This window comes from Halanaerobacter jeridensis, from assembly GCF_016908315.1.
GTDB classification, from domain to species: Bacteria; Bacillota; Halanaerobiia; order Halobacteroidales; family Halobacteroidaceae; genus Halanaerobacter; species Halanaerobacter jeridensis.
On sequence record NZ_JAFBDQ010000011.1, the window covers coordinates 1 to 14,203 of the forward strand.

Sequence of the window (14,203 nt, forward strand, 5' to 3'; positions counted from 1 at the left end):
ATTAGCAATATCTTAAAAAAAAAATTAGTAAATTCAAAAAAAAATTAAAAGTTGTCATGAAACAATAAAAATTTAAAGAAATTATGCGAAATATAAATGAAAAAAAGACTAAGCTTGATTTTAAGAAAAAAGTCTATATGTTATCATTATTAGTTTTATTAAGATTAGATAAATCTGTATTATCTAAGAAATTTTTAGAAACTTTATTAGATGATGAAAAAAATATGAACTATCATTATCAAGTATGGGTGAATTTGTCATTTTATAGAGGGAAAGATAATTTGCCAATTTATGATGATTTTTATTCTGATTATAAGAAAGAGTTTAATAGAATAGCGGATTATTTTATATCTAATTTAAATTTAATGAATATTGGAAAAAGAAAGGAGAAAAATATAGCTTTTGTTGTTCATCAATTAAAAGTAATAAATCATTCTGCTACTAAATTAATTTTAGATTATGCTAAAAACTTAAAAAAAATATATCCCAAGTATAATATTAAAATATTTGTTGAAGATGTGATTAATTATGGTGAAATGAATAAAATTTTACCATTTATTTATGAATCTAATCATTCTAGCAAATTTAAAGATTACCATCAGCAATACATTCAAGGAGTAGATGTTGAAATTTATTATTCTAAAAAGAATGTTTCCAGAAACGAGAGAATTAAAGATTTAATTAAGAAGATAGATAATTTTGCTCCAAACGTTATTTGGTCTATGCGGGAAATTTCGCTTATACCAGAAATTTTGTATGATTTTTATCCTGTGTTATATTTGAGTAATGGAGGTAATTACACTTATAATTCTGCTGATGTTTATGCTGTTGGTGATAAAAATGGATTTTTAAAAAATAATAAAAAGTATAAGTTGTTAAATCCAGATGAAATTTATGAATTTAAAGCGGGGATTGAATTTATAGAAACAGACAAAAATATTGACCGAGTAGAGTATAATATTAGTAGTAATGATTTTGTATTAGTAACAGTAGGTAATAGATTAGATAAAGAATTAGATTCGGATACAAGATTTATTGATTCTATATGTGATATATTAATAAAAAATGAGAAAATCAAATGGATAATTGTAGGCCCAAAAAAATTAGAATATTTACAAAAAAATTATAATCATTTATATGGTAATAGTATTATTAGAATAAATTATAAAGAAGATTTACTTGCATTGTACAAAATATGTGATGTCTATATTAATCCAGATAGAAATGGTGGAGGATATAGTATAGCAATGGCTATGAATGAAGCTCTTCCCATAGTTATATTTAATAGGGCTTCTGATGGAATTAATTGGGTAGGCAAAGAAAATGGAGTGGATAAAATGCAGGATTATATTCAAGAAATAAAGAAATTATTTAATAACTTAGATTATAGGAAAGAAAAAGGATTATCTATGAAGAAAAGGATTCAAAATAACTTTAGTTTTGAAAATTCAATAAAGGAATTAAAACAATTATTTGAAATAACTAAAAACAATTTTCTTAAAAGACTAAATTAATATATATTGGAGGTAATTAATATGGAAAAATCTGAACTAGATTTAAAATCGAAATTATATCAAAAATCAGTAATAGACAGAATAAAAAAAATAGATTTTGAGGAGGGTTCGGAAGCACCATTTGTAGTTGAATTAGACCCTACAACTCAATGTAATTTAGACTGTTTAGGATGTATAAGTGAAGATATTTTAGATAATAATCGTTTTTCTTCTGAAAGATTAATGGAATTAGGAAGAGAATTAGTTAAAGCAGGAGTAAAAGCAATAGTTTTAATAGGGGGTGGGGAACCATTGTCTCATCCTAAAATCGGAGATTTGATTGAATTTTTTGGTGAGAATGATGTGAAGATTGGTCTTACTACAAATGGTATATTGATCGATAAGTATATAGATGTTATTGCAAAATATTGTAGTTGGACCAGAGTTTCTGTAGATGCAGCTACTGATGAAATGTATCAATATTTAAGACCAGATAAAAATGGCAATTCAAAATTTAATAAAGTTATTTCTAATATGGAAATGCTAGCTGAAAAGAAAAATGGAATATTAGGATATTCATTTTTAATAAGAACATCAGAGGATGGTCCCAACTTTGAAAGATCAAACATTTCTGAAGTTAAAAAGGCAGCAAAATTAGCGAAAGATATTGGGTGTGATTATTTTGAAATAAAGCCGAGTTATAATATGGATCATTTTTTAATTATGCATGATGAAGAAAAAATGAAACAATTAAAAACTGAAATAAAAGAGGGATATAAACTAGAAGAAGATGGTTTTAAAATCTTAGAATCTGTGAATTTAGAGTATGCTATAGATAATGAATTAAATATTCAACTTAAAGATTACCATGAATGTCCTATTTCTGAATTAAGAACATTAGTCACCCCTTCTGGAGCATACGTTTGTCCATATTTTCGGGGAAGAAAAGATAAATGTATTGGAAGAGTAAATAATACTTCTTTTAGTGATATGTGGAATGGTGGGCAAAGGGAAGAAGTTATGAAAGAGTTAGATCCAAAAGAAGATTGTAAGATGCATTGTATTAGACATAAATCTAATTTGATTTTATTCAAGATGCAGAAATCAATGGAAAATATAGAAGCTATAGATGATTTTAATTTGTTTATTTAAAGTTAAATAAGTAGTAGAAATAAAATCAATAATTTATTGAGGTGATAATGTGATTAAAAATGCTAAAGAAAAAATTGATAATTTAAAAATAGAGAAACGTGCATTTATTGGTGGTGAATATAGAGAAGCTATTGATGGAGAAATAATAGAAAAAACTAGTACTGCTGATGGAAGAGATATTTCGGGATTAAGTTCTTGTAAAAAAGAAGATGTTGATATTGCGGTTAGAACTGCTAAAAAATGTTTTGAAGAAGGTATTTGGTCTGATAAATCTGTTGAAGAAAGAAAAAAAGTATTATTAAATTTAGCAGATTTAATGGAGAATAATAAAGAAGAACTTGCTTTGTTAGATACATTAGAAACAGGGAGGGCTTTAAAAAATTACTATTATGATTCTATCCCTAAATCAATTAAAGCAATAAGATGGTTTGCTGAAAGTGTTGATAAATACTATGATCATGCTACACCTCCTAAAAAAACTTCATTTGCTACAATAACTAAAGAACCTTTAGGAGTAGTGGGAGCTATTACTCCTTGGAATGATCCCTTGGTGGTTGCTGCCTGGAAATTTGCTCCAGCATTATTAATGGGAAACTCTGTTGTATTAAAACCGGCGGAACAATCATCTTTCTCGATTTTAAAAGTAGCAAAGTTGGCTATTGAAGCTGGAGTACCAGAAGGGGTATTTAATGTAGTTCCTGGATTAGGAGAAACATCCGGTAAAGCCCTTGCTTTACATAATGAAGTAAGAGGAGTTTCATTTACTGGCTCTACTGAAATAGGAAAAAAAATATTGCAATATTCTGGACAATCTAATATGAAAAAAGTCGGATTAGAATGTGGTGGAAAAAGCCCATTTATTGTTTCAAAACAATGTAAAGATTTAAATAGAGCCGCTAAGATATTAGCAAAAAATATTTTTTATAATCAAGGACAGATATGTTCTGCTCCTTCTCGCTTAATTATTGACTCATCTATAAAAGAAGAATTTCTTAATATTTTAAAGAAAGAAGGGGAAAAGTATGTCCCTGGAAATCCTTTTGATATAGAAAATGAAGTAGGAGCAGTCGTTAGTAAGAAACAGAAAGAAAAAATCGAAGATTATCTTTCCATAGGAATGGAATCAGCTAAACAAGTAATAAAATGTGGAAAAAAATCTGAATTTATTAAAGATGGATCTTTCTTTTTACCTACTATTTTTGATGGTGTTGATCCTAATTCTACTATTGCACAAGAAGAAATTTTTGGGCCAGTACTTACAGTATTAAAAGTTGATTCTATAAAGGAAGCAATAGATGTTGCTAATAATTCTAAGTATGGATTAGCTGCTTCAATTTGGACGGGAGATATTGATGAAGCTTATCAAGTATCTAAAGCACTAGAAGCTGGCATAGTTCATATTAATAGTTATGGAGAAGATGATAATACTGTACCTTTTGGTGGAGTAAAAGAATCAGGTTTAGGAAAAGATAAATCAATCTATGCATTTGATGAATATACAAATACTAAAACTACATGGTTACATTCTGAATCATTATAAAATTATAGATAAATTTGTATAAATAGAAAGGTGATTTAATCAAATGGAAGAAAAAAAGAAGATGTTAATTGCGGGTAGCGGTCATGGAGATATCCCTTTAATAGTAGCAGCCCAAAATCTAGGTTTTTATGTTATTACTACTGGTAATCAACCGGATGGCCCTAATGGGCTTGGTATTGAATATTCTGATGAATATCATTGTGAAGATTATTCTAATAAAGAAAAAATGCTTGAATTAGCAAAAAAATTGGAGATTGATGCAATTTGTCCTTGTACTAATGATTTTTCTGCAATATCAACTGCTTATGTAGCAGAAAAATTAGATTTGCCAGGACATGATTCTTATGAAACTACTTTAAAACTTCATCATAAAGATCAATTTCGTCAATTTGCTTTAGAAAATAATATCCCTAGTCCTTTTGCAAAAAGTTATAATAATGTCAAGAATGCTTTAAAATCAATTAATAAATATGAATTCCCTTTAATAGTAAAGCCAATTGATATGTCAGGTGGAAAAGGAGTTTCAAAAATAACCTCTAAAACTGAATATGAAAAAGCTGTAAAAGATGCTTTTTCTATTTCAAGGGCCAATCGAATTGTGATAGAAGAATATGTGGAAGGAACTCAACATAGTTTTTCTGCTTTTCTTAGAGATGGGAAAGTTGTTTTTCATTACGGTGATAATGAATATTCTCATTGGAATCCTTATCTTGTTTCAACCTCTTCGACCCCTGCTTTAGTTTCAGAAAAAGTAAATAAAAGACTTATTGAAATTTCTGAAAAGATATCGACTTTATTATCTTTGAGCACAGGAATTTTTCATATTCAGTATTTTTTAACAGATAATGGGCCAAAAATTATTGAAATTACAAGAAGATGTCCAGGAGATTTATATACTTATCCAGTTAATTATTCAACTGGAATAGATTATGCTAAATGGATTGTAAAAGCTGCTGCAGGAATGGATTGTAGTGAATTAAATTATTCTCCTTCTAAAAGGAAAGGTTATTTTATTCGACATTGTGTTATGAGCCCTGAACCAGGTAAAGTTACTGATATCATTTTTGATAAATCTATTAAAGATAAGATTATTGAAAAGTTTATGTGGTGGGAAAAAGGAGATTTAATAGAAGATGTAATGACTACAAAATTGGGAATAGTTTTTCTTGAGTTTGATTCAGCAGAAGAAATGATTGATAAAACGAAACGACTTAACAAATTAATTAAAGTTCAAGTTAAATAATATATTATAAATTTATATATTTACTATAAAAAATTGATAAGGTGGTGATTAAAATGGGCAGAAAGAATCAATTACTAGTTATGCCAAGATTTGTAAATAAGGTGGGGGAATGGTATAATTTCCCTTTGGGTTTGCCTTATGTTTCCGCTAGCCTTAAAAAAGAAGGATTTAATGTATATACCTTAAACTTAAATAATGTGGAAGACCCTATAAAAGATATTTTAGAACGAGAAATTGAAGAAAAAGATATTGACATTGTAGCTACTGGTGGACTCACTTATCAGTATTACCTTATAAGAGCTATAGTGGAAGCAGTAAAAAGTATAAACGAAGATATTGTAACAATAGTTGGTGGAGGGATAATCACTAGTGCTCCTAAGGTCGCAATGGAAGCTCTTGAATATGCTGATTATGGAGTTATTGGGGAGGGGGAGATTACAACTTGTGAATTAGCTTATGCACTTGAAGATAATGAAGATGTAGAGGAAGTTGATGGGATTATATACAAAAAAAATGATGGATATCATATAACGAACTCTAGACAGGAAATCCATGATTTGGATTCTATTCCTTTTCCAGACTATGAGGGGTTTGGCTTTGGAAAAATAATGGATTTAGTTGCTAGTTATGAAGGGATTAATGAGAAAAATGTAGTAACTATGTTATCAAGTCGTTCCTGTCCATTTCAATGTACGTTTTGCTTTAAATCCAGTGGAAGTAAATACAGAAAACGTTCGCTTAATAATTTTTTCAAAGAGTTAGATTATTTGGTAGACAAATATAATGTAAAATATATTTTTATTGCGGATGAGCTTTTTTCATATAATAAAGAAAGGCTTAAGAATTTTTGTCATAGGATTAAGGATTATGATATTAAGTGGTGGGCTCAGTTTCGGGTTTCAGATGTTAATCGAGAGTTAGTAAAGACCCTTAAAGATAGCAATTGTGAAATTATGTCATTTGGACTTGAAAGTGCAGATGATCGTATATTGGAGAGTATGAACAAGAATATTACTATTGAAGAGATTGAAAATGCATTAGAGATAGTATATGAAGAGGGAATAACTATTCAAGGCAATTTTATATTTGGAGATGTAGAAGAAACTTTAGAAACAGCCACTAATACTCTTGAATGGTGGAAAGAACATAGACACTATGGGATAAACTTAAAATTTATTACTGTATATCCAGGAACTGAATTATATGAGTATGCATGTGAACAGGGCGTTATAGAAGACGAAGTTCAATATATAAAAGAAGGATGTTTGTCAATTAATGTTTCAAAGATGTCTGAGGAAGAGAGAGCTTGGTTAGCTAAGCAAATGGCGGTATTAGCAGAAGAGGAACCAAATAATTTGAAAGATATTGAAATAGATTATGAGAATGAAGTGTTTAGTTTAAAAGGAGAGTGTGTTGCTTGTAATAATAAAAATCATTGGGAGGATATCAAATTATTTACTAGTAATGTATTAACTTGCAATGAATGTGGACATAGACATAGTAAGCCTGCACTAGATGAAATAACTAATATAATTGATAATAATATTGAGAATTTACTTAAGGAATATGATAAAATTGCGTTTTGGGGAATTAATAATTATTTTAGTAATTTTTCTAGACATTTAAACTCGACCGATAATGATAATATTTATTATATTGATGCTACTAAAATGAAGCAAGGAAGCAAAATTGATGGAAAAGTGATTCATTCGCCTGAAACAGTAAGAGAGCAAAATATTGAACTTGTGGTAGTTCCAATTCTTTCGATAGTTAATATCATTGAAAAACAGGTGGAAAGTGATTTTGAAAATGTTGAAGTTGTAATTGATATTTTAGATTTGTTAAGGAGGGGTTGAATGATATCATTTAATGTTCCTCCAAATATTGGTAAAGGAGAAGAGTATATAAAACAAGCTATTACTAATAATAAACTTTCTGGTGGAGTAGATTTTAATAAAAAATGTAATCAATGGTTTGAAGAAAAATTTGATTGTAAAAAATCATTGCTTATTACTTCATGTACTCATGCCTTAGAAATGGCTGCTATCTTAGCTGGTATTGAATCTGGTGATGAAGTAATTATGCCTTCTTATACATTTGTATCTACAGCTAATGCTTTTGTATTGCGTGGAGCTACTCCAGTATTTGTAGATATTAGACCAGATACAATGAATATCAATGAGAATTTAATTGAAGAGGCAATTACTAAAAAGACTAAAGCAATAGTACCAGTCCATTATGCTGGAGTAGGTTGTAATATGGATAAAATTATGCAAATAGCTGACAAATATGATTTATTAGTAATTGAAGATGCAGCACAAGGGGTTATGGCTAAGTATGATGATAAGTATTTAGGTACTATTGGTGATATAGGTTGTTATAGTTTCCATGAAACAAAGAATTATACTAGTGGAGAAGGTGGAGCAATTGTAATTAATAACGAAAAATTTATTGAACGAGCTGAAATAATTAGAGAAAAAGGAACTAATCGCTCTAAATTTTTTCGTGGACAAGTTGATAAGTATACTTGGGTTGATATAGGTTCTTCTTATATCCCAAGTGAATTAAATGCCGCTTATTTATATCCACAATTAGAACAAGCTGAAGAAATTAACCAAAACAGACGAGAAAGTTGGTACAGATATTATAAGAAATTAAAGCCTTTAGCTGATAAAGATTATATTGATTTACCTTTTATTCCTGAGAAGTGTTATCATAATGCACATATATTTTATATTAAAGTTAAAAATTTAGAGGAAAGAACTGAATTAATAGATTATTTAAAGGAAAAAGGAATTGAAAGTAAATTTCATTATGTTCCTCTTCATACATCTCCTGCTGGTCAAAAATTTGGTAGATTTGTAGGAGAAGATAAATATACGACTAAAGAGAGTGAACGATTAATAAGATTGCCTCTTTATTATAATTTAGCTAAAGATGATATTGATAAAGTAGTAAAAGAAATAGAAAGATTTTATTTAAGCTAAGAGGAGTGATGAAATGGCTGAAGTAAATGAGTTTAACTCTCAAGAAAAAATATTACAGCATTTAGATAAACTTGATTATTATTTTAATGGACATAAGACATTAGTAGTGACAGAATTAGATTTGACTAATAGATGTAATAATAATTGTCCTCATTGTGTAGGAAAAAATAAAAATAATGCTGAGTTATCATGGACTGAAATAAAAAAAATAGTTAATGGTTTATCAGAACTAGAAAATGAAGGAGTTATAGTAAGTGGAGGTGGTGAACCATTATTACATCCTCGATTTAGTGAAATTTTAGATTTGATTAAAAGAGAAGGTATGAAAATAGGAGTTAATAGTAATGGTTTAGCATTAAATAAAGAAAAAGCAAAAGCTATACTAAAAAATTGTGAATATTTTAGAGTTAGTCTTGATGCGGGAAGTTCAGAAATGTATGAAGAAACGCATGGGATGAAAAAATCAAGTTTCAACCAAGTATTAACTAACTTAAAGATGATAATCAATTTGCGAGAAGATTTAGATTTAGAAAATCATACCTCAATTGGAACTGGATTTTTAACGAGTGAATTAACAAAAAACGATATGGAAAATTTTATAGAAGTTTCAAAAGAATGTGAAGTTGATTTTGCTCAATTCCGGCCATTTCTTGGTGATTTTACTGATATTACAGATGAATATCATAAACTGAAAGAACAATATGAAAGTAATGATTTTAAAGTAGCTTGGTCTGAACATAAATATGAAAAATTTAATGATGACAATAAACGACCTTATGACAAATGCCATGGTATGTTTTTCTCTACAGTAGTAACGGCTGATGCAAAAATGTATGCTTGTATTCACCATCGCCAAGAATCTGAATATTTACTAGGGGATATAAAAGAAAAGACTATTCCACAGATATGGCGTTCAGCTAGAAAACAGGAAGTTTTTGAAAATATTGATTTTAATGACTGTCCTTATTTTTGTCGTAATGATAATTTCAATCGTACTTTGAATTTATTAGATTTAGATGTAGTGCATAGTGAATTTTTGTAATTTTGATATCTAGGGGGGGAATAATGAAAGGAATAATTTTAGCAGGTGGATCTGGAACTAGATTATATCCAATTACGCAGAGTGTGTCTAAACAGTTACTTCCAGTATATGATAAACCTATGATTTATTATCCTTTATCTGTTCTAATGCTAGCGGGAATCAAAGAAATTTTGATTATTTCCACTCCCAAATCTTTACCTTTATATAAAGATTTATTAGGAGATGGTAGTCAATTAGGAATTTCTTTTTCTTATGAAGTACAAGAAGAACCGCGCGGAGTAGCTGATGCTTTTATTGTAGGGGAAGAATTTATTGATGATAGTAAAGTAGCCCTTATGTTAGGAGATAATATTATTTATGGTCAAGGTTTATCAGGCTTATTAACAGAAGCTGCTTCATTAGATAAAGGTGCAGTTATTTTTGGTTATGAAGTTAATAATCCTACTTCTTTTGGAGTAGTAGATTTTGATAGTGAGGGAAATGTAACTTCTTTAGATGAAAAACCAGAGAATCCTAAATCTAATTATGCTGTGCCAGGTCTTTATTTTTATGATAATAAAGTAGTAGAGATTGCAAAAAAATTAAGCCCTTCTGCTAGAGGAGAATTAGAGATAACAGATATTAATAAAGATTATCTTAAAAGAAACAAATTAAAAGTTGAATTACTTGGAAGAGGGATGGCTTGGCTTGATACAGGAACTCATGATGGGTTATTAAATGCAGCTAATTTTGTAGAAGCAATTCAAAAACGCCAAGGATTATATATTGCTTGTATAGAAGAGATTGCTTATCGACTAGGATATATAAGTGAAGAAGAGTTATTAGAGTTAGCCAATCCCTTATTAAAAACAGATTATGGACAATATTTAAAATGTTTAGTTAAATGATTGCTTTATAAATATAATTATCAGAATTAAATTATCAATCTACTACTCGAGGAACTGATTTCTTATTGGGAACAGAATATACATTGATGAGAGAGGAATTTCAAGGTATATCTAGAAGTAATATAAGTAATGAAACTAATTCAATTTTAGTAACCGTAGGAGGTAGTGATAAACTTAATTTGACTCCTAAAATAATTAAGTCTATAAATCAATTGAATCAGGAATTACATTTAGATGTTGTAATCTGTCCTAGTTTTAAAAATATTGATAAAATAATTAAAATAGTTCAAAAAGTTGATTTAGAAATAGCTCTCTATTTTAATGTAAATAAAATGAGTGAATTGATGTTAAATAATGATTTAGCAATTTCAGCAGGGGGAAGTACTCTATATGAATTAGCTGCTACAGGAACTCCAACTATAACATTACTTCAAGCTGAGAATCAAGTTAAAGTAGCTGAAGCAATGGAAGAAAAAGGGGCTATAATTAATTTGGGATTTGGACATATGATTAGTAAAAGTAAGTTAAAAGATAATATAGAAAAAGTAATAAATGATTTTGCTTTAAGAAAAGAAATGTCTCAACAAGGTCAGAAAATAGTTGATGGTCAAGGTGCCGAGAGAGTTGCCAACTATATATTATATTGAATAGTAAATAATTAGGAGGGCCAAGTTTAGGATTTAAAGTGATATCCAAAAATAAATCTAGGGGTGAGCTTTTATGAATATTTCTGAACTCAGCAGTCAAGCCGTTAATAATGTAGACAGTCAACAGTCTAATGTGAGTCAAAGTGAAAAAACGGTAGCTCAAGAACAATTGCAAAAAGAAAAAGATAAAGTGGAAAAAAGAAATGAAGAAAAAGCCGAGGAATTAAGTCAAAAAGAATTTAAGAAAGTTACTGAAAAATTGAATGAAACTGTACAGACTTTTCATGAAGATTTACAGTTCCAAATTCATGAAGAGACTGACATTATGATGGCTAAATTAGTGAATACTAAAAAGCATGAAACTATTAAAGAAATGCCACCTAAAGATATGTTAGATATGTTAGGTCAGATTAAAAAAATGGTGGGTTTAATTATTGATGAAAAAATTTAAGATATAATTTATCTTTTTCGGGACTTGTTCCCGAACTTTTTATTATCAGTAGAATAAGAAGGGGGTAAGAATTTGTACACTAATTCTTTAAATGTTACGAATATTAAAGAGGAAATAACAAATGATTTAGAAATACATTACGGCATAGTTGAGTATTTAGCAGGTTATGATCCGCAAGAAGCTTGGCGAGTGCGTGGTATTTCAGGTCGTGGTGGAAGTTCACAAAAATATTTCAAATATCGGCAGAAAAAAATAGAGAACTTAAAACAACAATTAGAAAGTGACCAACAATTGCAGATAAAGCTAGATGACTTTGTAGAGGAAGCTTTATCTTTGTTTCATGCGATTTTAGATGAAAAAGAAGAGACTATTAAGCAGTATACAAATAAAGATTTTTATTTTATTCTAGGTGCCGCCCGTACAGGTGGAACTTTTATGTTAAAAGAACTGAGCCGAGCCTTAGAGTGGCCTTATGAAAGTGCTTATATGTCTCTGCTGCACGAAGCCATGCCGGATTTTGATATAGAAGAGCCTTATACTATGGGCTGGAGAAAGCCGAAGCATTATTATCATATTTTGTTTCAAGTGACGCAATTTTTAGTTTATCTTAAAAGAGAATTTCCGGAGCAGAAAAAGATAGTTAAAAAAACTCGTTTTAGTAAGTGTATGCAGTTAATTGATCATATTTTTGGAGAGCAGGCCAATTATATAGTAACCTTGCGTCATCCAGGAGCTATTAATGCTTCACGTATAGAAACAGGTGCTACAGGAGAAGTAGATGATGATTTTCAAAAAGAAGCTAATCGCACTCTTTATTTATGGCAGAATGTTTATCAAGAAATAGTTAGGGATGGTGTCCCGCAGGGCCAAATTGAACCGGTGCTATTCGGTCCGCAAATGGATCAGTTTTTATATGATTTTTTTGCGCGGCATGATGCAGAGGGAGAACCAGAGAAATGTAAAATAACCCCGCGGGAGTATGACCAAGAATTTTGGCAGAGTGATTATGTTGTTAACTCTATGGATTGGGTTAGATTGAAGTGGCAAATACATGATTTACAATTTCCTGTGCCAAAAGAAATTTTATAGCTAAGAATAATCGAGAATTATTTCTATTATGAGGCAGGACAAGTTAAAGAATTATAGAAATAATTTTAAATGTATGTAATATTGTTTAATATAACGTATTGTAAAAAAGTGAATTGTAATTATTTATTGTTTTTTTAGGTAGTAGTTAGTTCAGGAGGTGCAGTAATGAAACGAGAATTCGTCAAACCAAAAGTAGTAGTCAGTAAGTGTCTCACTTTTGATGCCTGCAGATATAATGGAGCTGTAATCAATGATGATTTCATAGAACAGCTTAAATCTTTCGTCGATTTTACCCCAATCTGTCCGGAAGTAGAAATCGCTTTGGGAGTCCCACGTAAGGCTTTGAGATTAGTCAAAAAAGATGATGAAACTAGACTAGTCCAACCTGTTAATGATAGAGATGTAACTACAGAAATGAAAGAATTCACCCACGAATATTTGGATTCACTAGAAGAAGTAGATGGATTTATTTTAAAAAATCGATCGCCTTCCTGTGGCACTAGAGATAGTAAAGTGTATGATGTCAATGGTGTGCCATCAATGAAAGGTAGTGGTATTTTTGGTGGATTAGTCAAAGAAAAATATCCTAAGAAAGCAATAACTAATGAAGGCCGATTGAAAAATTTTAAGTTACGAGAACATTTTTTGGCTAAATTATATACCTTATCTGAGTTTCGCCAACTTAAAGCTGAGCCTGCTATGGCAAAGTTAGTTAATTTCCAGGCCAAAAACAAATTATTATTTTTATCCTATAATGAAGCAGAAATGAGAAAGATGGGTCAAATTGTAGCCAATCATGAACATAAAGAATTAGAGCAAGTGGTAGAAGAATATGAAGAGCACTTAAATGATCTTTTCTCTGAGCCACCAGAGTATACGGCTAATATTAATGTTTTAACTCATGCTTTTGGTTATGTTTCAGATGATTTAATGGCAAGTGAGAAAGATTTTTTCTTTGATAAATTAGAACAGTATCGTAATGGGACAGTACCTTTAAGCGTACCTAATAGTATTTTAAGTGCTTGGATTTTAAGATGTGATGTAGATTATTTAAAACAGCAGACATTCTTTACGCCTTATCCCCAGGGCTTAGTTGAAATTAAAGATTCAGGGAAAGGGCGAGGGTTATAAAACAATTGATAATTGAAAATTGAGAATGGATAATAGAATAACAACCGATAATAAAAATATAAATGTAGAGACTTGGCATGCCAAGTCTACTGCAATCATAATTTTTCTTAATCTTGGGTTGAAAAAGGTTTTATTTTTTGATTTTAACTGTAGTCTGTGTTACTGTCTTACTGTAAACTATATATTAGGGAGTGATATTTATCAAAGATAAACTAGAAGGACTATTAAAACAGATAGAACTGTATGAAGACCTATTAGCTTTTTTAGAACAAGAATATGAATTATTAGAAAAGGGAGAAGATACTACAGAAGTAAAAGAAAAACAGCGTGAACTGAGAGATGAAATTGCTGATTTAGATACTGAGTATAATTTAAAACAAGGAGAAAAGTTAAGATTGATTAGCGAGAATGATGTAGAAGAACTAAATCAATTTAAACCGTTATTGAAAGAAATATATAATTTAGAACAAAAAAATCAAAAATTAGCTGATAACTCTTGATTTTAAAGAAAAAAATAAATATAATTAGTATGTATTTACTT

Annotated in this window: 13 protein-coding genes; all 13 read left to right on the forward strand. The window is 29.6% G+C overall.

What is annotated here, in order from left to right; genetic code table 11:
* The first annotated feature begins 83 nt into the window (after positions 1–83).
* The 13 genes from JOC47_RS10500 to JOC47_RS10560 all read left to right on the forward strand — a co-directional run bounded on the left by JOC47_RS10500 (position 84) and on the right by JOC47_RS10560 (position 14,162).
* Positions 84–1,514, forward strand: coding sequence for a glycosyltransferase (locus tag JOC47_RS10500; RefSeq protein WP_204702032.1), 1,431 nt, complete (start codon positions 84–86; stop codon positions 1,512–1,514).
* Positions 1,515–1,535: 21 nt separating this feature from the next.
* The gene (locus JOC47_RS10505; protein WP_204702033.1) at positions 1,536–2,645 is read left to right on the forward strand and encodes a radical SAM protein; all 1,110 of its coding nucleotides are present in this window, start codon (positions 1,536–1,538) and stop codon (positions 2,643–2,645) included.
* 49 nt (positions 2,646–2,694) lie between these two features.
* Entirely contained in the window at positions 2,695–4,185 is a 1,491-nt protein-coding gene (locus tag JOC47_RS10510) for an aldehyde dehydrogenase family protein (protein ID WP_204702034.1), read from the forward strand.
* Positions 4,186–4,228: 43 nt separating this feature from the next.
* A complete protein-coding gene (locus tag JOC47_RS10515; protein WP_204702035.1) occupies positions 4,229–5,428 on the forward strand; it encodes an ATP-grasp domain-containing protein in 1,200 nt (399 codons plus the stop codon).
* Positions 5,429–5,481: 53 nt separating this feature from the next.
* Entirely contained in the window at positions 5,482–7,284 is a 1,803-nt protein-coding gene (locus JOC47_RS10520; protein ID WP_204702036.1) for a B12-binding domain-containing radical SAM protein, read from the forward strand.
* Entirely contained in the window at positions 7,285–8,415 is a 1,131-nt protein-coding gene (gene rffA, locus JOC47_RS10525; protein WP_204702037.1) for a dTDP-4-amino-4,6-dideoxygalactose transaminase, read from the forward strand.
* Between the two features lie 13 nt (positions 8,416–8,428).
* Positions 8,429–9,457 carry a radical SAM protein gene (locus tag JOC47_RS10530; protein ID WP_204702038.1) on the forward strand — a complete coding sequence of 343 codons (1,029 nt, stop codon included), beginning with the start codon at positions 8,429–8,431 and terminating at the stop codon, positions 9,455–9,457.
* Positions 9,458–9,480: 23 nt separating this feature from the next.
* Positions 9,481–10,344, forward strand: coding sequence for a glucose-1-phosphate thymidylyltransferase RfbA (gene rfbA / locus JOC47_RS10535; RefSeq protein ID WP_204702039.1), 864 nt, complete (start codon positions 9,481–9,483; stop codon positions 10,342–10,344).
* Between the two features lie 65 nt (positions 10,345–10,409).
* Entirely contained in the window at positions 10,410–10,991 is a 582-nt protein-coding gene (locus JOC47_RS10540; protein WP_204702040.1) for a PseG/SpsG family protein, read from the forward strand.
* Between the two features lie 73 nt (positions 10,992–11,064).
* Positions 11,065–11,442 (forward strand): flagellar protein FlaG, encoded by a 378-nt coding sequence (locus JOC47_RS10545; RefSeq protein WP_204702041.1) that lies wholly within the window; start codon positions 11,065–11,067, stop codon positions 11,440–11,442.
* A 72-nt stretch (positions 11,443–11,514) separates the two neighbouring features.
* Positions 11,515–12,531: a hypothetical protein gene (locus JOC47_RS10550; RefSeq protein WP_204702042.1), complete on the forward strand. Its 1,017-nt coding sequence runs from the start codon at positions 11,515–11,517 to the stop codon at positions 12,529–12,531.
* 165 nt (positions 12,532–12,696) lie between these two features.
* Positions 12,697–13,662, forward strand: coding sequence for a YbgA family protein (locus JOC47_RS10555; protein WP_204702043.1), 966 nt, complete (start codon positions 12,697–12,699; stop codon positions 13,660–13,662).
* Positions 13,663–13,853: 191 nt separating this feature from the next.
* Positions 13,854–14,162, forward strand: coding sequence for a flagellar biosynthesis protein FlgN (locus JOC47_RS10560; RefSeq protein WP_204702044.1), 309 nt, complete (start codon positions 13,854–13,856; stop codon positions 14,160–14,162).
* Positions 14,163–14,203 lie beyond the last annotated feature (41 nt).

Coding starts and splice junctions, on each gene's coding strand:
- JOC47_RS10500 (WP_204702032.1), top strand. CDS start 84: ATGCGAAATATAAATGAAAAAAAGACTAAGCTTGATTTTAAGAAAAAA.
- JOC47_RS10505 (WP_204702033.1), top strand. CDS start 1,536: ATGGAAAAATCTGAACTAGATTTAAAATCGAAATTATATCAAAAATCA.
- JOC47_RS10515 (WP_204702035.1), top strand. CDS start 4,229: ATGGAAGAAAAAAAGAAGATGTTAATTGCGGGTAGCGGTCATGGAGAT.
- JOC47_RS10520 (WP_204702036.1), top strand. CDS start 5,482: ATGGGCAGAAAGAATCAATTACTAGTTATGCCAAGATTTGTAAATAAG.
- rffA (WP_204702037.1), top strand. CDS start 7,285: ATGATATCATTTAATGTTCCTCCAAATATTGGTAAAGGAGAAGAGTAT.
- JOC47_RS10530 (WP_204702038.1), top strand. CDS start 8,429: ATGGCTGAAGTAAATGAGTTTAACTCTCAAGAAAAAATATTACAGCAT.
- rfbA (WP_204702039.1), top strand. CDS start 9,481: ATGAAAGGAATAATTTTAGCAGGTGGATCTGGAACTAGATTATATCCA.
- JOC47_RS10545 (WP_204702041.1), top strand. CDS start 11,065: ATGAATATTTCTGAACTCAGCAGTCAAGCCGTTAATAATGTAGACAGT.
- JOC47_RS10555 (WP_204702043.1), top strand. CDS start 12,697: ATGAAACGAGAATTCGTCAAACCAAAAGTAGTAGTCAGTAAGTGTCTC.